This is a genomic window from Micromonospora olivasterospora, assembly GCF_007830265.1.
In the GTDB taxonomy this organism is placed as follows: Bacteria; Actinomycetota; Actinomycetes; order Mycobacteriales; family Micromonosporaceae; genus Micromonospora; species Micromonospora olivasterospora.
In genome coordinates, this window is record NZ_VLKE01000001.1 from 2,363,768 (window position 1) to 2,384,882 (window position 21,115).

The 21,115-nt window shown below is 69.2% G+C and carries 17 protein-coding genes and 2 pseudogenes; 12 read left to right on the forward strand and 7 right to left on the reverse strand.

All coding sequences use genetic code 11. The features are described 5' to 3' along the window. Window positions 1-38: 38 nt before the first annotated feature. Together JD77_RS10785 and JD77_RS10790 are read left to right on the forward strand one after the other, a co-directional pair. Window positions 39-1,760 carry a hypothetical protein gene (locus JD77_RS10785; RefSeq protein WP_145774140.1) on the forward strand — a complete coding sequence of 574 codons (1,722 nt, stop codon included), beginning with the start codon at window positions 39-41 and terminating at the stop codon, window positions 1,758-1,760. Window positions 1,761-1,832: 72 nt separating this feature from the next. Continuing rightward, on the forward strand, window positions 1,833-2,426 hold the full coding sequence (locus JD77_RS10790; RefSeq protein WP_145774141.1) for a hypothetical protein: 594 nt from the start codon (window positions 1,833-1,835) through the stop codon (window positions 2,424-2,426). Window positions 2,427-2,514: 88 nt separating this feature from the next. Here JD77_RS10790 and JD77_RS10795 read toward each other — a convergent pair whose 3' ends face one another. Both JD77_RS10795 and JD77_RS10800 read right to left on the reverse strand, forming a co-directional pair. After that, a complete protein-coding gene (locus tag JD77_RS10795) occupies window positions 2,515-2,775 on the reverse strand; it encodes a hypothetical protein (protein ID WP_145774142.1) in 261 nt (86 codons plus the stop codon). Window positions 2,776-3,365: 590 nt separating this feature from the next. Next, on the reverse strand, window positions 3,366-3,605 hold the full coding sequence (locus JD77_RS10800) for a hypothetical protein (protein WP_145774143.1): 240 nt from the start codon (window positions 3,603-3,605) through the stop codon (window positions 3,366-3,368). Window positions 3,606-3,742: 137 nt separating this feature from the next. Here JD77_RS10800 and JD77_RS10805 point away from each other — a divergent pair. Next, a protein-coding gene (locus tag JD77_RS10805) for an IS5 family transposase (protein WP_425463591.1) occupies window positions 3,743-4,647 on the forward strand; the annotation gives its coding sequence in 2 pieces (ribosomal slippage) (window positions 3,743-4,087 and window positions 4,090-4,647; 903 coding nt in all). Between the two features lie 303 nt (window positions 4,648-4,950). On the opposite strand, the gene JD77_RS10810 is transcribed toward JD77_RS10805, so the two are convergent. The 3 genes from JD77_RS10810 to JD77_RS10820 are packed head-to-tail and all read right to left on the reverse strand — an operon-like array spanning window position 4,951 to window position 7,743. Next, window positions 4,951-5,487 (reverse strand): NifU family protein, encoded by a 537-nt coding sequence (locus tag JD77_RS10810; RefSeq protein ID WP_145774144.1) that lies wholly within the window; start codon window positions 5,485-5,487, stop codon window positions 4,951-4,953. Between the two features lie 4 nt (window positions 5,488-5,491). Continuing rightward, window positions 5,492-7,444, reverse strand: a complete 1,953-nt coding sequence (gene feoB, locus JD77_RS10815; RefSeq protein ID WP_145774145.1) for a ferrous iron transporter B — start codon at window positions 7,442-7,444, stop codon at window positions 5,492-5,494. After that, window positions 7,441-7,743, reverse strand: a complete 303-nt coding sequence (locus JD77_RS10820) for a FeoA family protein (RefSeq protein WP_246140611.1) — start codon at window positions 7,741-7,743, stop codon at window positions 7,441-7,443. The genes feoB and JD77_RS10820 overlap by 4 nt, the downstream gene beginning before the upstream one ends. A gap of 495 nt (window positions 7,744-8,238) precedes the next feature. On the opposite strand from JD77_RS10820, the gene JD77_RS10825 reads away from it, so the two are divergent. From JD77_RS10825 to JD77_RS10845, 5 genes are all read left to right on the forward strand, one after another. Continuing rightward, on the forward strand, window positions 8,239-8,916 hold the full coding sequence (locus JD77_RS10825) for a response regulator transcription factor (protein ID WP_145777522.1): 678 nt from the start codon (window positions 8,239-8,241) through the stop codon (window positions 8,914-8,916). Next, window positions 8,913-10,295: a sensor histidine kinase gene (locus JD77_RS10830; protein ID WP_145774146.1), complete on the forward strand. Its 1,383-nt coding sequence runs from the start codon at window positions 8,913-8,915 to the stop codon at window positions 10,293-10,295. Before JD77_RS10825 ends, JD77_RS10830 begins: the two co-directional genes overlap by 4 nt. Before the next feature lie 104 nt (window positions 10,296-10,399). Continuing rightward, on the forward strand, window positions 10,400-10,939 hold the full coding sequence (locus tag JD77_RS10835) for a phosphatase PAP2 family protein (protein ID WP_145774147.1): 540 nt from the start codon (window positions 10,400-10,402) through the stop codon (window positions 10,937-10,939). 30 nt (window positions 10,940-10,969) lie between these two features. Further along, window positions 10,970-11,656, forward strand: a complete 687-nt coding sequence (locus JD77_RS10840) for a DedA family protein (RefSeq protein WP_145774148.1) — start codon at window positions 10,970-10,972, stop codon at window positions 11,654-11,656. A gap of 33 nt (window positions 11,657-11,689) precedes the next feature. Next, complete coding sequence (locus JD77_RS10845; protein WP_246140612.1) at window positions 11,690-12,439, forward strand: ABC transporter permease; 750 nt, start codon at window positions 11,690-11,692, stop codon at window positions 12,437-12,439. Between the two features lie 201 nt (window positions 12,440-12,640). Here JD77_RS10845 and JD77_RS10850 read toward each other — a convergent pair whose 3' ends face one another. Next, entirely contained in the window at window positions 12,641-13,867 is a 1,227-nt protein-coding gene (locus tag JD77_RS10850) for a COG4705 family protein (RefSeq protein ID WP_145774149.1), read from the reverse strand. Window positions 13,868-14,271: 404 nt separating this feature from the next. On the opposite strand from JD77_RS10850, the gene JD77_RS10855 reads away from it, so the two are divergent. Beyond that, complete coding sequence (locus tag JD77_RS10855) at window positions 14,272-15,630, forward strand: tyrosine-type recombinase/integrase (RefSeq protein WP_246140613.1); 1,359 nt, start codon at window positions 14,272-14,274, stop codon at window positions 15,628-15,630. 475 nt (window positions 15,631-16,105) lie between these two features. Here JD77_RS10855 and JD77_RS35115 read toward each other — a convergent pair. Next, window positions 16,106-16,944: pseudogene (locus JD77_RS35115) on the reverse strand (IS630 family transposase); the annotation flags it as partial. Between the two features lie 170 nt (window positions 16,945-17,114). Between JD77_RS35115 and JD77_RS10865 the strand changes: the two are divergent. The 3 genes and pseudogenes from JD77_RS10865 to JD77_RS10875 all read left to right on the forward strand — a co-directional run bounded on the left by JD77_RS10865 (window position 17,115) and on the right by JD77_RS10875 (window position 21,076). Then, window positions 17,115-18,025, forward strand: a protein-coding gene (locus tag JD77_RS10865; protein WP_425463562.1) for an IS5 family transposase whose coding sequence is annotated in 2 segments (ribosomal slippage) — window positions 17,115-17,513 and window positions 17,516-18,025 — 909 coding nt in all. Because the reading frame shifts where the segments join, the coding sequence is not laid out codon by codon here. Window positions 18,026-18,401: 376 nt separating this feature from the next. Next, complete coding sequence (locus tag JD77_RS10870) at window positions 18,402-20,354, forward strand: ATP-binding protein (RefSeq protein ID WP_145774150.1); 1,953 nt, start codon at window positions 18,402-18,404, stop codon at window positions 20,352-20,354. Between the two features lie 90 nt (window positions 20,355-20,444). After that, window positions 20,445-21,076 (forward strand): annotated as a pseudogene (locus tag JD77_RS10875) (IS6 family transposase). Window positions 21,077-21,115: the final 39 nt, after the last annotated feature.

A 21,115-nucleotide genomic window follows, 5' to 3' on the forward strand; every position in this document is an offset into this window, starting at 1 on the left:
CTGCCGGTCGCGGCGCGCCGCATGGCATGCTCGCCCGGATGGGCGGACGAGAGGGCAGCCGACGTGCCAGCCGCCGAGGGCTGCCGGCGCAGCGCCCCGGTCGGGGTAGCCCCGGCAGGCGGCTGCGCGTTCCCGAGGCGCGCGCGGCGTACGCCGCCGCGATTGCCGACAGCGCCGCGTTGCTGGCGGCTGCGGACGCGTTGGACGCCGAGGTCTGGGTGGCTTCCAACATCTCGGCGATGCGCAGCGATGTGCCGACCGACGAGGTGTTCACCGTGCTGCTGCTGGACCTCATCGACGAGGCCGAGCGAGACGGCCGTGCCGGCTGCGCGGTCCTGCTGACGGCGATCGCGGCGGTGGGTCCCCGCGAGGTCGCCGGGGCAGCTGGTGCGGCGGCCGGCCGGGTGACCGGCCGGGCCGGCAGGCGTCATGGCGCCACCGCCGCGGCCGAGGCGCCGCTGCCGCCCTGGACCGGCCTGCTGGGCAAAGCCACGGTCGGGCAGTGCTGGCTGTGGACCGACGAGTTCGGCGAGTGCAGCCAGGTGTTCTGCGAGTTCGCGCACGCGGACGGCCACCGCAGGCACGGGCTCACCGTCACGATCGACCTGGCATTCCACGGCGTGGTGTCGGCGATCGCCATGGTGTCCCAGCCGGCCAACCTCGATCGGACCATCGCGGATCTGCGACGCGGGAAGCCCGGCCGTGGCCGGGTCGAGTCGATCGGCGCGCAGCGGGCCCGCAGCCTGGTCCTGGCGGCGATCGAGACATCGCGTGCCCGAGAACGCCCGACGCTGCGCAGCGGGCCGGAGCCGGACGAACTGTGCTACGCCTACCTGCCGCTGCTGACCTGCCGGATGCTCGGCATTTCCGCCGGCGAGCCGGCGTCCCAGGCACCGTCGGCGCAGGCGGCACCCGCCACGCTGGCCGAAGCGTGGCCGGCCAGCCGCCGTACCGAGCTGGTCGAGGCATTCCTTGCCGCGCACCCGCACGGGTGGAGCCACCCGGCGACGGACCGAATGTTCGTCGAACGCGTCGTGGACGCGAGCGTCGAGGTGCTCGGGTTTCCACCCGACCGGATCGGGCCGATCACCGCCACCAGGCTGTTCGGCGAGGTCCTACCGCGTACCTTGATCGCCCCGAAGGTGGTCCTGCGCAGCGCCCGGAGGGTGGCCAAGGCGTGGGTCGCCTGGGTTGCCGCGTCCGGGGAGCTGTCGTGGCGGGCCCGGCTGCGCCTGCGGCGGCGGATGGTCCTGGTTCAGGTGATGTTCGAGCGGATAAGCAGCGACCGGCGGGTCAACCCGCACTTCCCCTATGTGGCTGATCTACCGGCTCACCGGGCGGGTGGCGACGACATCCAGACGACGCTGGACCGGCGCTGGTTCGCGGTACCAGAACCCGGGCACCGCGGTGGGATCACGTTCGAGCGCCCCGGCCCCAGGCGACGCGGGTCGTCGACCACGATCGACGTCGACGACTACGACGCGGCCGACCCCTCGCACCGCAAGGCACTCACGACGATCGAACAGGCGTTGCACGGCACCGGGCCGGACGTCATGCCAGCCTGCGTCACAGTCGTCGAGCAACTGTGGGCCGACGAGCCGGCTCAGGTCTGGCAGGCCGCCGGACGGTTGAGCGCGACCGGGGTACCCCGGCAGCAGGTGATCAGGCGGCTGGCGCAAGTGTGGCAACACTGCGACGCCGCGGACCCGGCAGCGTACGCCGCCGCCCTGGAATCCGTCGGCCGGCCGGTCACCCGGTGACGCCACAGCGAACATCACCGCCTGCCCTTCCTGGACCGAAGCGGACGTACCCGTGAACTGGATGGGAGCCCGATGTCCGACGACCTGACCCTGTTCGACCTGCCCGCGCCGCAGCCGTCGCCAGCCGCCAGCCGCTCCGATCGGGGCCGGGCCGGATACCGGTACGCCCGGAGCGTGACCGCCGAGGTGACGGTGCAGCGCATCCCGCTCCTGCTCGACACCGCCGTCCAAGCGTTCGACGACGGCACGATGATCGACATCGGCGAAGTCGACGCCGACGACGAGGCGCCGGACACCCGGGAACAGATCGGCAGTGACCCGGCCGCGGCACTGGGCTGGCTGCTCGACCCGACCGACGGGATGTGGCCGCTACTGGAGACCGGCTCCGCCACGGTGCGCGAGGTCGACATCGACACCTCCGAGGTGTCACCCGCGCGGTACCAGGTGCGCTGGACGGTGACGATCCAACTCCGCGACGTTGTCGCGTTCCGCCGGGTCGCGACGGACGCCTGCCCGGCCGAGGACATCGCGGCACGTGCCGAGATCGCGGAGAGCCTGGCGGCGGCGTGGCAGCGGGCCGCCCCACCGTTCGCCCCGCTGCACCGCATTCCCGGCATCACCTGGTCACCGGTCGAAGCGATCGTCGCGCACGTGCCCGCCCGCTGAGGCCGGGCCCCCCGGTAGGCCGCTGTGGGGCCCACGGCGTCCGAGTCAGACCTCACCAGCAGGAGGGCCGCGGCGCGTCCCAGTGGGGTCAGCGCCTCCACGTACACATCCGGCGGGCCGCCGAGGCGCAGCGGCCGAAGCGGACCAACACGCCGACGGCGGCGCGGACATCCCGGTCGTTGCACGGCCGCCAGGTGTCCCGGTGGGCGGCCGAGACGTCGGCGACCCGAACGCCGCGGCTGACCGCGTGCCAACCCCACCGGCACACCCGGTCCGATCCGGCCGGGCAGTCGTGCCCGGAGAGTCCATGCAACATCGCCCGGATGCCGTCGGCGAAGTGGACGCGCAACAGCGACTCACCCCACGTGGGCGGGCAGGCAGAGCGCCGGCCCGAGCGCCCGAGCGTGGCGACATCCGCTCCCACAGCGACACCGGTCGCTCCAGCAGCACGGCGTTCTTCTGCACGGCGACCAGCTTGCCGCCGGTGAACCGCACCAGCCGCGCCGCCTTGGCCCACGCGCAGGTGGTGTTCAGCTCGGGCAGCTCCTCGGTGCTGGTGGTGCGGTGCACCCGACCATGGACCACCGGATCGATGACGTCACCGGTGTCCAGCGCCGGCACGAACTCGCGGGCCTGCGCCAGGGTCAGCCGCCCGGTCTGGGTCACCTGGCGTCCCGGGCCGACCCTGCGGGTGAACGCCGCCACCCGGGTCGCCCACTGGGAGACCGCGGCGTCGCCCGTATCCGTCCCCGGGTGGGGGACGGCCATGCTCCTTCTCCTCGTGTCACCCGAACCGGTCCACCGCGCCCGACCTGCGGCAGCGGTACCTCGTTGCCCTCGGCTGCCTGCGCGGCACCACCGCGGGCAGCGCCGTCCGTGCCGACTTCGCCTCCGAAGCCGCCAGGCACTCGCTGCACGAGACCAGGAACCGCACTGAACTCAGCGCCGTCGGCGCGGAAGATTCTCGGGAGGCTCGCCGCCGCGAGGGAGCCGGTTGTCCTCGCCACGACTCCGACGCGACCACCAGATCAGCTGCAAGACCCGGAAAGCAGCATCACGACGCGACGGACGCTTGGACAGCGCGGAGATCAACGCCAGAACGGCGACCAGCAACAAGTACCCGCCGGGAAGGACCAGCGCCCACCCGGTAACGCCGGGCAGAGAGGCCAGGAACGCCACGACAACTCCGTCAGCTGCTCAAACTCCTCCGCACTGACGGGGCGGCTCACCGCAGACATGGACGAACAGGATCGCCCGGCCATTAAGGCCAGTTAGGGCGTGTCTAGTGGATCTTCGGGGCGGGTTTTGGTAGATAGATTGGCGTGTCTCGACGGCATGAGTTGACCGATGACGAGTGGGCGCTTCTGGCGCCGTTGCTGCCAGCGGATCCGCCGCGTGGGGGCCGATGGCGTGACCATCGGACGACGGTCTCGGGGATCTTGTACCGGGAACGTACCGGGATTCCGTGGCGTGACCTGCCGGAGCGGTTCGGTCCGTGGAAGACGGTCTACCAGCGCAAACGCAGGTGGGCGATGGACGGCACCTGGTCGCGGATCTGCGCGGCGTTGCGGATCGACTGCGACGCGGAGGAAGGCGACGAGTGGACGGTCGGAGTGGACACCTCCTCGATCCGGGCACACCAGCACGCGGCGGGTGCGCGGCACGCCCCGGCGGCGGATCACCCGAAAAGGGGGAAGCCGCAAGGGACGAAAAGGGCGGAAGGGAAGCCCTCGGCCGGTCCCGTGGCGGGTTGACCACCAAGCTGCACCTGGCCGCTGACCGGCGTTGCCGTCCGATCGCCCGGCACACCACGTGCGGGCAGCGGGCCGACTGTACCGGCTTCACGCAGGTCATGGCCGCCATCCGGATCCCGCGTCGGGTCGGCCGGCCGCGTACCCGTCCCGGGCATGTCCTGGCTGACAAGGCGTACAGCTCGAAGGCTATCCGTTCTCACTTACGCCGCCGCGGCATCAAGGCCACGATCCCGATCAAGGCCGATCAGGCGGCCAACCGTCGCGAGAAGGGATCCCGCGGCGGCCGGCCACCGAACTTCGACCGGGAGCGCTACAAGCAGCGCAACACCGCTGAGCGGGCGTTCAACAAGCTCAAGCAGTTCCGGGCGGTCGCGACCAGGTACGACAAGCGCGACTACATGTACCAGGCCACCGTCGACATCGCCACGATGAAGATCTGGCTACGTGACCTCACCCGAGATCGATGAGACACGGCCTAGTCCTATTCAGTTAGGCCCGGCTTCTCGGCTACCGGATGCCATCCATATCTGCGTGCCGTGCCGCGGCCACGAACCGCGCGCCGGCCTCGAAGCCGGAACAGGCGAACACGACCATGATGCCAGCCACAGACCGGCACCTGCCACCTCTCCCACCCGCCGGACACCCACCGCCATCGGCATCCGCGAATACCCAGGCGAAGGACAGTCCGCAAGGATCACCCCGCAGAGTGACTGCCAACGGCGGCGCGAGCCTCTGGCCAGCCTGCACCTGACGCTTGAGCCAGGCATGGGTCAGCGGCGGTGCGGGTCAGCGGTGACTGCGCGCAGCTGAGGGTGGCTGCGACGAAGCCGGTCTTCCAGCCCCTGGCGCAGGGTGGTGCGGGCGGCGGGGCAGCCGTGGCAGGCGCCGGCGAGCGTGACGGTGACGGTGCCGTCGCGCACGTCGACGAGCTCGATGTGCCCACCGTGGGAGCGAGCGAGGTCGCCGACGGGCCCGTCGAGCAACTCCTGGGCGGCGACTCGCAGCGGCCCGTCGTCCGGCTCGCCGCGGACGTCGGCCGGGGTCCAGCCGGACGGGTCGGCGAGAGCAGTGTGCAGCGCCGTACGGACGCGGGCGCCGTCGCGGGACCACTGCCGACCGGGGTGCAGTGTGGTGACGATCGCCGTGGGATCGACGCGGACCTTAGCGAGGGTGCCGTCCTCGCGTAACGCTGCGAGTGGAGCCGGCAGGGCGGCGGCGACGCCGGTGAAGGGCAGCACCCCGGCCGGGGTGATCCAGCGCAGCTGCTCGGGGTGATCTGCGACGGGCTGGGGGTGGATGGGGATCATGACCTCAGCCCGCCAGGAGTGCGGTGATGGTCCTGGCGACGTACGCCATGATCCAGGCCAGCGCGGTCAGGTAGCCGAACGCGATCAGGGGCCACTTCCAGCCGCCGGTCTCCCGGCGGATGATGCCGACCGTGGCCATGCACTGCAACGCGAAGGCGAAGTAGACCAGCAGCGCCGCGATGGTCGGGGCGGTGAACAGCGGTTGCCCGGCGTGCGGCCCGTGGGTGTATTTCATCGCCTTGAGGGCCTTGGCCGGTTCGTCGGGGTTCTCCGCGGCAGCGACCTGGCCGAGGGTGGCGACGAAGGTCTCCCGGGCCGACTGCGCCGACAGCACGCCGATGTTGATCCGCCAGTCGAAGCCGAGGGGGTCGAAGACCGGCGCGACGAGGTGGCCCAGGCCGGCGGCGTAGCTGTGGTCGGCGACGTAGGCGGAGACCGCCGTGTCGTTGCCCGGGTCCACGCCGTGAGCGCGCAGGTCGGCGCTCGAGTGCAGGGGCAGGTTCAGCAGCAGCCACAGGCTGACGGTGGTAACCGCGATGATCGTGGTGCACTTGCGCAGGAACGACCTGGCCGAGTCGCCGACCGCGATCAGCACCGAGCGGGCCGAGGGGATCCGGTACGGGGGCATCTCCATGTAGAACGGCAGCAGCGGGCCGCTGCGGTCGCCGAGTTTCTTGAACACCCAGGCGGCGGTCATGGCCGAGACCGCGCCGAGCAGGTACATGCCGAACATGACCAGCCCCTGCGCTCCGAACGGCCCCCACCGGGCGGACGGGTCAACCAGCAGGCCGATCAGCAGCACGTACACCGGCAGCCGCGCGGAGCAGGTCATCAGCGGCGCCGCCATCATGGTGGCCAGGCGGTCCTTGGCCGACGGCAGGGTGCGGGTGGCCATGATGCCCGGGATCGCGCAGGCGAACGAGGACAGCAGCGCCACGAACGCGCGCCCCTCCAGGCCGGCGCGGGCCATCACCCGGTCCATCAGGAACGCGGCGCGCGACATGTAGCCGACGCCCTCGAGCAGGGAGATCAGCAGGAACAGCAGCATGATCTGCGGCACGAAGACGAGCACCGCGCCGACGCCGCCGATGACGGCGTCGCCGAGCAGTCCGGCCAGCCAGGGGTTGCTGATGTGGGTGGTCACCAGCCCGGACAGCCACCCGAAGAACGTCTCCACGTAGCCCTGCAGGGGCGCGGCGAGAGTGAACACCGTCTGGAAGAAGGCCACCATCACGGCGAGGAACACGATCGTGCCCCACAGCGGGTGCAGCAGCACCGCGTCGACGCGCTGGGTGACGCGGTGACGTTCCGGGGCCCGGTAACGGGCGAAGCTCAACACCGACTCCGCCCAGGCGTCCGCCTCGGCCGGGTCGTCAGGTGGCGGCAGGGCCGGCGTCGGCCACGTCGGCCACCGCACGATCTGCTCGCGCAGCTCGTCGATGCCCTGCCCGCGGTTACCGAGCACCCGCACCACCGGCACACCCAGCGCCTGCTGCAACGCCGACAGGTCCACCTGGCCCTGCCGTACGGTCATCTCGTCGGTGAAGGTCACCACCAGGCAGGTGGGCAGGCCGCGGCGCAGCACCTGCGCGACGAACCGCAGGGACCGGCGCAGCGTGGTGGCGTCCACCACGACCAGCAGCGCATCCGGCGGCGCCTCGCCGTCGAGGCGGCCGTCGAGCACGTCGACCATGATCTGCTCGTCCGGGCTGATCGGGTCAAGGCTGTAGGTGCCCGGCAGATCCTCGATCAGGTACCGCCGGTCGCCCGCCTGCAGGGTGCCGACGAATCGGGACACCGTCACACCGGGGTAGTTGCCCGTCTTGGCGTGCAGACCGGTCAGCGCGTTGAAGATGCTTGTCTTACCGGCGTTCGGGCTGCCCGCCAGGGCCAGGCGGGGCAGAGCCGTGTCAACGGCGCCACCCCCGGCCCCGGTGTGGCAACCGGCGTCCGTCACCGTGCGTCCCGGATCAGCACGTGCGCGGCCTGCGCGCGGCGCAGGCACAGGTCATAGTCCTTGACCCGATACACCACCGGATCCCGCAGCGGCGCGCGACGCACGACCTGCACCAGCGTGCCGGCGGTGAACCCGAGGTCCGCGAGCCGGTGGGCCGTCGAAGGCGGCGCCCCATCGGCCAGGCCCACGATCGTGGCCCCGCTACCCGGGGGCAGGTCGGACAGCCGACCCGCTGACCCGGTGGACGCCGCGGCGTCACTGACCACGGCCTCGGGCTGGGCGAGCGCAGGAGTTCTCACTGACACATGCTCACCATAAGGTAAGGCTCGCCTCACCTGCTACCGGGCGTTGCGGGCAGGGTAAACGGAGGCGACGACGGGTTCGGCGATCATCCTGCCGCCGAGCGAGGGTGTTCGCCGCCGGCACGGCGATGATCAGCGATAGCGCGCAACCCCTGCGGCGGCCACCGCCTCAGCCTCTTCTCCGCTCGGGGCAACCACCCTTCGGCCATGACCTCTCCCATCGGGCTGGGCCTGGATGTGATCGGCACCCCAGCCGCGCCCTCCCCCTGGCGGTTGCGCTTGTCGCGTGGCTGCGGGCCCGCCGGTGTGTACCTTGGCCGTCCCGGTCGGCGGCCGTCGTAGTCGGCGTCGTCCCGGGCGGACGGGGCTGCCGCGGTGACACCGTCCTCCTCTGGCACGGCTCGCGCTGACCCACCTGTCCGCGTCATCATCGAGGGCGACGCGCCCACGACGCTGGACGCGGAGGATGAGATGCCGGAGGGGGTGGGCGGGGTGCGGGTGCTGGTCGTCGAGGACGAGGCCGCCCTGGCGCAGGTGCTGCGCGCCGGCCTGACGGACGAGGGTTTCGCCGTGGATGTGCAGCACACCGGGACCGACGGGCTGTGGGCGGCCACCGAGAACCCGTACGACGTGATCGTGCTGGACATCATGCTGCCGGGCCTGAACGGCTACGAGGTGTGCCGGCGGCTGCGGTCGGCGGGCGTGTGGACGCCGGTGTTGATGTTGACCGCGAAGGACGGGGAGTACGACCAGGCGGACGCCTTCGACCTCGGGGCCGACGACTACCTGGTCAAGCCGTTCTCGTTCGTGGTGCTGGTGGCCCGGCTGCGGGCTCTGGTGCGCCGGGGCGCGCCGGCCCGGCCGGTCGTGCTGACCGCCGGGGACCTGACCGTGGATCCGGCCCGACGGCTGGTCAGCCGGGCCGGCCAGGCCGTCCGGGTCACCGCCCGGGAGTTCGCGCTGCTGGAGTTCCTGATGCGCCACCGCGGTGACGTGGTGTCCAAACGGCAGATCATCGACAACGTCTGGGACGCCCACTTCGACGGCGACCCCAACATCGTCGAGGTGTACGTCGGCTACCTCCGCCGCAAGATCGACCAGCCGTTCGGGCGCCGGGCGATCCAGACCGAGCGGGGCATGGGCTACCGCCTGGCAGCCGACGGCGGATGACCATGCTCGTCCGGTGGGCCAGACGGCACCTGGGGGTACGGCTGCGGTCGGCGCTGGCCGCCGCCGTTGTCGTGGGGGCAGCCTTCGCCGTCGGCGCGGTGGCGTTCGTCTACCTCGCCCGCGTGGATCTCGCCGGCAACATGGATGCCGCGGCGAGGCAACGGGCGGCCGAGGTGGTCGCGGCGGTGGCCGCCGGCGACCAGGAGGCGCTCGGCCAGACGCTGAAGCCCAGCCCGGGAGAACAGACGTTGGTGCAGGTCCTCGACCCCTCGGGGCGGGTCGAGGCGGCCTCGGCCGTGCTGGGCGACGCCGCGCCCTTGTCGCCGCTGCGGCCCCGGCCCGGTCAGCTGCTGGGCGAGCAGCGGCTGCTGCCGTTCGCCGACGAGGACCCCTTCCGGATCGCGGCCGTTGGGGTGGCCACCGGCTCGGGCACCCGCACGGTGCTGGTGGCGCAGTCGCTGCGGCCGGTCAACGAGAGCACCGAGGCGGTCGCGGCGATCCTGGCCGCCGGACTGGCGCCCATGCTGCTGGTGGTCGGCGCGGCCGTCTTCTGGTTCGTCGGACGATCCCTGCGCCCGGTCGAGGCGATCCGCCGGCGGGTCGCCGGCATCACCGCCCGTGACCTGCACGCCCGGGTGCCCGTGCCGGCCGCCCGAGATGAGGTCGCGGCGCTCGCCGAGACGATGAACCGGATGCTCGAGCGCCTGGAGACCGCCGCGGCGAGCCAGCGCCGCTTCGTCGCCGACGCCAGCCACGAACTGCGCAGCCCTCTGGCCACCCTGCGCGCCGGCCTCGACCGCCTGGCGCTGACACGCCCGCCCGACGTCCACCACGACCTGGTCGAGCTGCTGCGCCGCGAGACCAGCCGGCTCGGCGACCTCGTCGCCGACCTGCTCCTGCTCGCCCGCATCGACGAGCGCGGCGCCGCCCGCCGCTGCGACGACGTCGACCTCGACGATCTCGCCTACACCGAGCAGGAACGGCTCGCCGCGCACCACCCGGAGCTGGCCGTCCGGGCCGACCTCGCCCCGGTTCGGGTGACCGGAGACGCCCACGATCTGGGTCGGGCGTTGCGGAATCTGGCGGACAACGCCGCCCGGCACGCCCGTACCCGGGTGATCCTGCGCGTGTCGGTGCGTGACGGCTGGGGGTGCGTCGAGGTCACCGACGACGGACCCGGCGTCCCGGAGGCTGACCGGGAGCGCATCTTCGACCGGTTCGTCCGTCTGGACGACAGCCGCGCGCGCTCTGAAGGCGGCAGCGGCCTGGGCCTCGCCATTACCCGGGAGGTGATCGCGGCGCACGGCGGGCGCGTGGAGGTCATGCCTGGTCCTGACATGACCGTCCGGATCCTCCTGCCCCGCAACGGCGACGTCTGACACGACTGAAGCCCCGCTCCGGCCGCTTCAGGCTCCTCTCAGGTGGCGGGCGGCAGCCTGACACCAGGCGGGTCCGAAGGGCGGCCGGCTGTCACGGGGGAGCCATGAACTATCACCTGTTCCAGATTGTCAACGACACAGCCGGCCGCAGTGACCTCGTCGACGACGTCTTCGAATGGTCGGCGGTGTGGCTGATCTACGTGCTCGCCGCCACCGCGGCCGTCCCGGTCCTGGCTCACCTGCGGCACGGGCGCGCCGCCCTGGTGCGCGTCGTGGCGTCTCTCGGGCTGGCCTTCGCCGTCGGGCAGGCCGTCGCCGCGCTCAGCACCGAGGTGCGGCCCTTCCAGACCCATGCCGTGCATCAGTTGATCCCGCATGCCGCCGGAGCGTCGTTGCCCAGCGACCATGCCACCGCGGCGTTCGCGGTGGCGTTCGCCGTCGGGGCGTTGCTGTCCCGTCGATGGGGGGTAGCGCTGAGCGTGCTGGCCACCATCATCGGCTTCGCCCGCGTCTGGACCGGCGTGCACTATCCCGGCGACATCCTTGCCGGCGCGCTCATCGCCGCCGCGGCAGTCGCCACCATCGGCATCGTCGGCCGCGTCTACGACCGCCGTACCCGCCGCCGCCTCGACACCACCGCCTGAGCACACCCCGCCCCCTCGGAGGTTCCCGCCATGTCCACGCCTCAAGCGCTGCTCGCCGCCGGCCCCAGCTTCATCGACCCGGAATGGCTGATCTCCACCTTCGGGCTGATCGGGATCCTCGCGATCGTCTTCGCCGAGTCCGGGGTGCTCATCGGGTTGTTCCTGCCCGGCGACTCGCTGCTGTTCACCGCCGGCCTGCTCGTCGCCGACGGCCGCTACCTGCATCAGCCGCTCTGGCTGGTCTGCCTCCTCGTCGCCGTCGCCGCCGTGGTTGGCGACCAGGTCGGCTACCTGTTCGGCAAACGGGTCGGCCCGAGCCTGTTCCGTCGCCCCAACTCTCGGCTGTTCAAGCAGGAGAACGTGCACCGGGCCAACGCCTTCTTCGCCCGCTACGGCGCCCGCTCGATCGTGCTGGCCCGCTTCGTGCCGGTCGTGCGGACCTTCACGCCCGTCATCGCCGGGGTGAGCCGAATGCACTATCGCACCTTCGTCACCTACAACATTATCGGTGGCGTTCTCTGGGGCACCGGCGTCACCGTGCTCGGCTACTTCCTCGGACAGATCAGCTTCGTCAAAACGAACATCGAGCTCATCCTGATCGCCATCGTGCTCATCTCCGTCGTGCCGATCGGCATCCAGTTCCTGCGCTCTCGCCGCCGTTCGGCAACCACCGCCGCCGACGCGACGGCGTCCAACAGCGCATCCGGCACCAACTGAACAACCCGTCGGCGCCGAGGCGACACTGGCCGGGTGACCTCGACGATGCTGGTGCTCGGGCCGAAACTCGCCGTCGCGCTCGTGCTGCTGACCGCCGCCGCAGCCGCCGTCGCCACCGTCGGACGGCTCGGGCACGGCCGGCAGATCGCAATCGCCGCCGGCCGCGCCGCGCTGCAACTGGCCGCCGTGTCACTGGTGATCACCGCGATCGTCGGCTCGCTGTGGGCCACCGGGGCGTTCGTCCTGCTCATGTGCGCGGTCGCCGCCGGCACCTCCGGTCGACGGATCACCGGCGGCCCGTACGGCTGGTGGGCGGGAGTCCCGATCGCCACCGCCAGCCTGAGCGTCGTCGCCGCGCTGCTCCTGGCAGGTCTGGTGCCCCTACGCGGCATCGCGATCATCCCGATCGCCGGCATCCTGACCGGCGGCGCCATGACCGCCACCAGCCTGGCCGGGCGGCGCTTCAACGACGACCTCCGCGACCGGCGCGGCGAGGTCCAAGCCGCCCTCGCGCTGGGCCTGCTGCCCCGCGACGCCGCGCTGCTCGTCTGCCGCCCCGCCGCGAGCCAGGCACTCGTCCCCGCCCTGGACCAGACCCGCACCGTCGGCCTGGTCACCCTCCCCGGCACCTTCGTGGGCGTCCTCCTCGGCGGCGCCAGTCCCCTTACGGCGGGGATAACCCAACTGTTCGTTCTCGTCGGTCTCCTCACTGTCGAAGCCACCGCCATCGTCGTCACCATCGAGGTGATGGCCCGGGGACGTCTACGCCCGCGATCACCGTGAACCCAGCGAAACGCTCGGCCTTACGCCTGCCCCGCACCCGCATTCGCGGCAGCGACGGTGACGGCGACCTGTCCTGATTCCCACCCCGGTCGGTACCGCTTGACGCTCGGCTCCCGCGCGTCACTGCCGACCAGGTCGCTCGGATCCACCTACACCGCCTCGCCCCTGGCCGCCAGCTCAACAGTCGAGCCGGGATGGGAGTCAGCTGATGCCGTCGAACTGATTCAGGGTCGTCATCAGGGTGTCCACCGCCGAGGCGCAGTCGCCCCGCACCGGACGCGACGCCCGCAGAGCCGTCAGGACCGCATCGATCTGGTCGTCGAGTTGGTGCCATCTCGCCGAATCGCGCGGCTTGAGCCCCGCCTCGGCGTCGTCCCAGGCCACCTCGAGATCCTTCGCCCGGGCCTTCCCGCCCACCAGGTCGTTCTTGGCGACCTTCTCCTTGATGTCGGTGACGATCACCGTGAACTCGCCCAGGTTGCCCAGCTTCGTGGTCGGATGAGCTTTCCGCGGGAGGGCGGCGTGGGCGCTGGCCGGGGCGCCGGCCTGTGCGGTCGCCACGGGCGCAGGCTCGGCGGTCGGCGTCGTGTCCGCGGCCGGCCGCAGCACCCACCCGAGCAGCGCGACAGCGACCACGGCCCCGCCGGCCCACAGGTAGTCCTGCCGGTAGCCGCCCAGCGGCCCCCCACCCTTTACCGCCACCCCATGACGCGTGACCAGAACCTGTTCACGGATGACGAGGACCACGATCGTGCCGAAGAACAGCCCACTGGTCACGCTCGCACCCAGCCCCAGACCGCCGAATTCCTTGTCCTGCGTCAACAGGTCACCGAGCGAGGCGCCGAGCGGGCGGGTGAGCACGTAGGCGATCCAGAACGTCAGCACCTGTCCGGCGCCCAGCCGGTAGGCAACCCACGTCGCCAGAATCAGGCCCCCGAAGATCAGCACCCCGTTGCGGAACCCCAGGCTGAGTGCCTCGGTGGCGAGGTCACCGGCGGCGGTACCGAGCGCGAACGTGGTGAGGATCGCGCCCCAATAGAACGCCTCTCGGCGCGGAGTGTCGATGGAGGTGATGGCGAGAGTGCGCTCCTGGCGATACCAGACGGCGAACACGACCGCGAGGATCACCATGAAGACGGCGGTGCTCAGATACAGGCTCACGCCCAGCGCATCGGTGAAGAAGTCCGTTAGCTGCGTGCCGACGATGCTCACCAACACCACACACAACCAATAGATCCACGGCGTGCATGCGCGGGTGCGGAACTGGATGACAAGCGCGACGACGAGCACCGCGATCATGACCGCGTCGGTAACGGCAGGTCCGAGACCGACGTTCACGGTCAGATAGTCCGCGAACGTCTCTCCGATCGTCGTCGACAACACCTTGATGACCCAGAACGTCGCAGTGATCGCCGGGACTTTCGTCAACCACCCGCGCGTAGCTCGTGACCGGTCGATGGCAATGGACACAACTCTCCCCTTCGTCGAGGACTGCGGCGAGCAGCATCGGCCACCGGCCCTGAGACCACGCTGAAAGGCTCCTCGAGCGATCCGTCCACCGCGGCCTCTGCGTTCGCGGCGACCGGGCCGGCAGGTTCGACCAGCCGGCACCCGCCATCCGACGCGACAGCGCGATGATCGCGACGGAGCCGGGATGTCCGAGACGGGCACTGCCGGCAACACGGCCCGCTGATTCGGCTCGTCGACGGTCGAGTGCGTCGTGTCCGGCCGATCGCCCGTCCCACCGTTGAGCGCTGTCAACCTCACCTGGTCCTTGGCACGGGCGTCACCGGCTCGCACACTCAGGCCAAAGACCGTGAGGGGGACATGTCATGGCCGGTACGGGCAAGATCTATAAGCGGTGCGGCTGCCGCGACGCCGTCAGCAGCAAACGGCTCGAGCAGCACTGCCCGCGCCTGTCGGAGCGCGGGCACGGCAGCTGGTACTTCGACTGCTCCGCCGCCGACGCGTTCGGCGGCCCGGCGCGCGCACGCCGCGGCGGCTTCCCGTCGAAGGCCGCCGCGGGCCGGGCCCGGGACGAATGGCTGACCCGCACCGGCGAAGCGCGCACCGCGCGGGGATGGACCCTGGAGCGGTGGCTGCGGTACTGGCTGTCCACCCGCACAAAGATCCGGCCAACCACCAAGGCCGCGTACACCCGCGACGTCGAACAGTTCCTCATCCCCCACCTGGGCAGGATCACGCTCGAGGACCTCAACATCCGCCGCATCCGCAAGGGCTTCGACGAGATCGCGCAGAGCACCAACGGCCGGGGCCAGCCGCAGACCCCCTCGTGCCTGCACCACCTGCGCACCACCCTGCGGGCAGCGCTCAACCTCGCCGTCCGTGACGGACTGCTCGAGGCCAACCCGATCCGCCACCTCGAACTGCCGTCCTACCGCAAGCCCCACGCCCAGGTCTGGACCCCGGCGCGCGTCGCGGAGTGGCGGGCAACCGGCCGGCACCCGGCGGTCGCGGTGTGGACAGCGCCGTACCTCGCCGCGTTCCTCGACGCGGTCACCGCCGACCGGCTGTTCGCCCTGTGGTGGCTCATCGCCCTGCGCGGCCTGCGCCGCGGCGAAGCGTGCGGCCTGCGCTGGTCCGACATCGACCTCGACCACGGCGTGCTGTTCATCGTCCGCAACCGCGCCACCGTCGGCTACCACGTCATCGAAGGCGAACCGAAGTCCGCCGCCGGCATGCGCGCCGTCGCCCTCGACAAGCACACCGTGGCCGTGCTCCGCGAGCACCTGCGCCGCCAACACCTCAACCAGGCCGCCCGCACGGTTGCGGGCAAACCCTGCTACGACAGCGGCTACGTGTTCATCCGCCCCGACGGCAGGCCCCTGCACCCCCAGTACGCCACCCGACACTTCGCCCGACTCGTCAAACGAGCCGACCTGCCACCGATCCGGCTGCACGACCTGCGCCACGGCGCGGCGTCCCTCGCCCACGAAGCCGGCGCCGACCTCAAAACCGTGCAAGACCTCCTCGGCCACGCCAGCATCCTCACCACCGCCGACACCTACACCACCGTCTTGCCGCCTGCCCAGCGCCACTGCGCCGAAGCCACCGCCCGACTCGTCCTAGCCGCAGCCCGACGCACCCGCGAGAGAATCAGGAAGACAGCCGGCCGCAACCGCCCTGCCCGGCGCCCACACAACAAGCGCCGCACCGCGAAGAAGCGGTAGCTCACCCACAAAACGGCAGGTCAACGAGCCACGTCTACCAGTTCGATTACAGAGAGTGACGGTGCATTCATGACACCCGCGCGACACCCACCATCCAGATGGGACGATCAACAAAAAACGCCTGACCGCGTTTCCGCAGGCCAGACGCTTTCTGATCTTGTGCGCCCGAAGGGACTCGAACCCCTAACCTTCTGATCCGTAGCGCAGGTCCGGGCGCTATATCGCTCATGGTGGATTTCCAAGAGCCTTTGTGAGTAAGAGCTTCGTACGGGGCAGTCCCTACACGTCGGCGACAGTTCGCCGGCGTCCGAGCAGCCACGGAGCAACCATCATGACATACCCCGGCGACTTCCACTACCAGAGATGGCAACACGATCAACTCACGCTGCTGCCATTCGATGAGCGGTTACTGTAGCGACCCGACTCGTATCCTAACCTCATCGGCCAAGCCCAGCCGGCCTTCCCCGCCTCGCAACTGAGGGCTGTACCTGGCTCCCTCGATCAACAGAAGCCGAGGGTGCTCAGCCAGCCACCGTTTGGTGATGCCACTGTGGTGGGTGGTGCCGTTATCGCAGATCACCGCCACGATCGGAGCCTCGGGGTAGGCCGCCAGCAGCATGTCGAGGAAGTAGCAGAACACCACCGACACGTTCTTGACCGAAACATGGTAGTGCCAGGCCCCGGTGGCCAGGTTGACCGCGCCGTGCAGGGTGCGACGCAGGTTGGTGCCGGGGGTCAGGACGTGGTGGCGGATACCTCGGGGCATCCAACAGGCACGCACCCGGGCGAGCAGGTCGAGGTGCGTCTCGTCCTCAGCGAGGACGACCGCCCCGGCGGGCAGGGCCTCGATCTGCGCACGGATGTCCGCGCAGATCGTGTCGTGGTGGGGATCGCCACGGGCGATCAGGCGGGGTCGGCACCAGCGTGCCTGTTCACGGAGCCGGCGATAGACGGTGCGCAGGCTCAGCGGTGGGCGGCCCAACGCCCGCCAGATCCGGGCGGTGGTCCACGCCTTCGGCGTGCCAAGCAGGGAACGGATGCGGGCACCGAGACCGGGACTACCCAGCCGAGGCCGCCCGGAGCGGGGCCGGTCGGCAGCCCATCGAGTCCTTCCAGATCGTGGCGGATGATCCATCGCCGGACGGTGGCCGGGTCGTAGTGCAGCAGGGCGCCGATCTCGCTGGCGGGCATCCCACCAGCGGACAGCAGGATCATCACCGCGCGGGTGGCGACCCGCCACTGCCGGTGCAGGGCGTCCACGATTTGGTGGTACTGCTCGTCGGGCAGGTTGGCGTACACGTGCGGGGGGCGCATACTGGCGAAGACCTCGTCGGGCTGATCTTGTGTGGAAACTCGATCAAACCCCCGACGAGTCTTCATGTTGGTACCACGCCAACTCGGGCGAGTTACGGACAAAACTTCCGGCAACCCGCTTAGGGCGTGTCTCGTGGATCTTCGGGGCGGGTTTTGCTAGATAGATTGGCGTGTCTCGACGACATGAGCTGACCGATGACGAGTGGGCGCTTCTGGCGCCGTTGCTGCCAGCGGATCCGCCACGTGGGGGCCGGTGGCGTGACCATCGGACGACGGTCTCGGGGATCTTGTATCGGGAACGTACCGGGATTCCGTGGCGTGACCTGCCGGAGCGGTTCGGTCCGTGGAAGACGGTCTACCAGCGCAAACGCAGGTGGGCGATGGACGGGACCTGGTCGCGGATCTGCGCGGCGTTGCGGATCGACTGCGACGCCGAGGAAGGCGACGAGTGGACGGTCGGGGTGGACACCTCCTCGATCCGGGCGCACCAGCACGCGGCGGGTGCTCGGCACGCCCCGGCGGCTGATCACCCGAAAAGGGGGAAGCCGCAAGGGACGAAAAGGGCGGAAGGGAAGCCCTCGGCCGGTCCCGTGGCGGATTGACCACCAAGCTGCACCTGGCCGCTGACCGTCGTTGCCGTCCGATCGCCCGGCACACCACGTGCGGGCAGCGGGCCGACTGCACCGGCTTCACGCAGGTCATGGCCGCTATCCGGATTCCCCGCCGGGTCGGCCGGCCGCGTACCCGTCCCGGGCATGTCCTGGCTGACAAGGCGTACAGCTCGAAGGCCATCCGTTCTCACCTACGCCGCCGCGGCATCAAGGCCACGATCCCGATCAAGGCCGATCAGGCGGCCAACCGCCGCAAGAAGGGATCCCGCGGCGGCCGGCCACCGACCTTCGACCGGGAGCGCTACAAGCAGCGCAACACCGCCGAGCGGGCGTTCAACAAGCTCAAGCAGTTCCGGGCGGTCGCGACCAGGTACGACAAGCGCGACTACATGTACCAGGCCACCGTCGACATCGCCACGATGAAGATCTGGCTACGCGACCTCGCCCAAGATCGACGAGACACGGCCTAGCACCTGACCACTGACACGATCAGACGTCGCGGAGCGCCGAACCGAAGCGCTAGACCACCGGTCTCTTCCTGCCGGTGGTCTTCGCTTGTGACGACCTCCAACTCGGACTGCGAAGCTCGCCCCCATCGCTAGACGCCCGCAGGCGTCAGCCTGAGGACAGGATCGCGGTGGTTGGTCGCGCTGCGCATGGTGCGCAGGAGCGCCAGCAGGCCGTCGGCCAAGCGGCCTATGTCACGGCAGAGCTGAACAGGCAGAACGAATCGTGAGGTCGGCAGGAGTGGGTCGACCTCCGACTGACAAGAACCCGACAGTAGGCGTTCGTAAGATCCTCTACTCTGAGCGTTCGCCTGCACTCGGACAGCGACGGGGGTAACCGATGGCAGAGATTCTTCTTTCAGTCGGTGAGCCCAAGATTAGGCAGTTCCAAAACAAGAAGCAGATCGCCGCGATAGCCGAACTTGTTTGGAATGCGCTGGATGCCAACGCGACGTATGTGGAAGTTGAACTCGAACGCACCTTGACTGGTGCGGTCGATCGAATTTTGGTTAGCGACAACGGCGAAGGCATCACCCCTGAGCAGGCTCAGGAATCCTTCCGTGAATACGGCGACACCTGGAAGTCGAGTCGCACTCACACTAGCGGACATCAACGCATTCTCCACGGACAGAATGGCGAGGGGCGTCTGTACGCCTTTTCGCTGGGAGAGCATCTCACGTGGACTTCGATAGCGAAGGTCGATGGCCGCAATGTGCAAACCCGTATCACCGTCAGCCGCAACCGGCCAACGGTCTGGAACATTGGTGATCCGGTCGAGACAACCGAAAGCACAGGGACCAAGGTCGCCATTACCGTGCCTCAGGGTAAGCGGCACCGGGCTCTAGAAAGCTCAGAAGCGCCGGACAATCTGGCTGCAAGGCTTGCGTTCTACCTGAGGGCGTACCCCGGGATCAAGGTCGTGTACGACGGAGTGATCCTCGATCCGGAAAACATCATTCAGGACATCGTTGACCTCCGTCTAGACCTGCCTCCGGAGTATGTTTCCGAAGCGCCACCGATCGTGACATTTGTAGAGTGGAAGACTCGCATAACCGATCGGAAGATGCTCATCTGCAATGCGGAGGGGATTGCGCTCGCTGAGTACGGGGAAGACTGGCATGACGCTGTAGTTTCTTTCACTCCTTACCTGCGTTGGCGCGGCTTCAGCGACATGACCGCTGACGGCATTCATATGTTAACTATGAGCCACGCACCTTTGCTGTACGCCGCTGAGCAGGCAGTTCGAAAGCATGTATCAAGGCGGCGGAGCGAGATTTCTAGTCAGGTCGTCGAGCAGTTGAAGACCGAGGGTCTGTACCCGTACGACTTGACGGAAACGAGTCCTACTCAGATGGTCGAGCGCCAAACGTTCGACCTCGTCGTTACGGTGGCACGTACCGCTCTGCCGCCACGTGGGGCGCCCCGCCAGCTCTCCGTTAACCTGATTCAGGCTGCACTCGAACGAGATCCCAGCGATCTTCATGGCATCCTTGATCGTGTTCTATCCCTAAGTCCTGAAGAGCGATCGCATCTAGGCCGTCTCATTGACGACACCCAACTGTCGAGCATCATCAGCGCGACGAACACGATCATCGACCGGCTCAATTTCATCGGAGGGTTGCGCAAGCTGCTCGCAGATCCGCAACTTCGCCGTGAGTTGAGGGAGGTCGACCAACTCCATCCGATGATCGCCAAGAACTTGTGGCTCTTCGGCGAAGAGTGGACACTTGCTCGCACGGAGGTTGGGTTGACCTCGGTGCTTCGAGAGTATCTCCACAACCTAGGTGAAGCGGTTACCCTCGAAAACGAACTTGAAAGAGTGGCGCGTGAAGATGGGCGCAGCGGTCGGGTCGATATTCTGCTATTTCGAGGCATAGGCGACGAGCGACACAACGAACGGCTTGTTGTGGAACTCAAGCGCCCAACGGTCAAGGTGGGTCGGACCGAGCTGGATCAGGTGAAGTCGTACGCTAGAGCGATTGTGGATGACCCGCAGTATCGCGGTGTAAAGTGTAAGTGGAAGTTCATTCTCGCAACTTATGACTACGACGAAGCGATTAACCGCGATATCCGCCAGCGCGACAAACCTCCGGGACTAGCTGACGACCAGGAGGAGTACGAGCTGTGGGTCTATAGCTGGGGTGAACTACTGGACGCCGCGGAGCGCAAGCTGTTCTTCTTCCGCAAACAGCTTGAATACGAGGCCACCGATGAGCGTGTGACGCGCTATCTCCGGGAGAGTTATCAGGAGTACATTCCTGAAACGCTCCATGCGCCGTCCGCCCAGGAGTAGGTCGAGGGCCCCCGCGCCCAGTACCGAGCACCCGCAGACGACCCCCCCCCCCCCCCCCCTCGGGGTGGAGGGAGTGCGTGTCGCAGGCTCGTGCTGGCGGTCCGTTGGTATCTGCGGTTCGACCTCTCGTACCGGGATGTAAAGGAGTTGCTGGTCGAGCGGGGGTCGAGGTGGATCACGTAACGGTCTACCGGCGGGTGCAGCGGTTCACCCCGCTGTGGGCCGACGCCGCTCGCTTCGCTCGTCACTCACCTGGCGACCGTTGGTTCGTGGACGAAACCTACGTCAAGGTCAACGGGATGTGGCGGTACGTGTACCGAACCGTGGACCAGCATGGTCAGGTCATCGACGTGCTCGTCTCGGCCCGTCGGGACGCCGCAGCGGCCCGGCGGTACTTCCACCGGGCGCTGACCACGCGGAAGGTCACGCCCCGGCGAGGTTGTCACCGACGCGAACCCGGTCTGTCCGAGGGTGCTCGACGACCTGGTCCCGTCGGCGTGGCACCACATCGAACGACACGCCGACAATCCGATCGAGGCCGACCACAGCCAGCTCAAGCACAGGCTCCGACCGATGCGCGGACTCCGCACCGACCGCACCGCGGAAACGATCATCGCCGGCCACGCCTTCGTTCAGAACCTCCGACGCGTACCCTACGAACTCGCCGCCCGCCCGGTCTGCGGGTGGCCGCCGCGTTCACAGAACTGGCCCGAGCCATCTGACAGTGCCCGGTGACGCGGCTCGGCGTGCCCACCGATCCG

What these genes read in the sequence shown, in the direction of transcription:
- JD77_RS10785 (WP_145774140.1), top strand. Translation starts at nt 39, where the DNA reads ATGGGCGGACGAGAGGGCAGCCGACGTGCCAGCCGCCGAGGGCTGCCG.
- JD77_RS10870 (WP_145774150.1), top strand. Translation starts at nt 18,402, where the DNA reads ATGGCAGAGATTCTTCTTTCAGTCGGTGAGCCCAAGATTAGGCAGTTC.
- JD77_RS10810 (WP_145774144.1), bottom strand. Translation starts at nt 5,487, where the DNA reads ATGATCCCCATCCACCCCCAGCCCGTCGCAGATCACCCCGAGCAGCTG.
- JD77_RS10835 (WP_145774147.1), top strand. Translation starts at nt 10,400, where the DNA reads ATGAACTATCACCTGTTCCAGATTGTCAACGACACAGCCGGCCGCAGT.
- JD77_RS10830 (WP_145774146.1), top strand. Translation starts at nt 8,913, where the DNA reads ATGACCATGCTCGTCCGGTGGGCCAGACGGCACCTGGGGGTACGGCTG.
- JD77_RS10790 (WP_145774141.1), top strand. Translation starts at nt 1,833, where the DNA reads ATGTCCGACGACCTGACCCTGTTCGACCTGCCCGCGCCGCAGCCGTCG.
- JD77_RS10855 (WP_246140613.1), top strand. Translation starts at nt 14,272, where the DNA reads ATGGCCGGTACGGGCAAGATCTATAAGCGGTGCGGCTGCCGCGACGCC.
- JD77_RS10840 (WP_145774148.1), top strand. Translation starts at nt 10,970, where the DNA reads ATGTCCACGCCTCAAGCGCTGCTCGCCGCCGGCCCCAGCTTCATCGAC.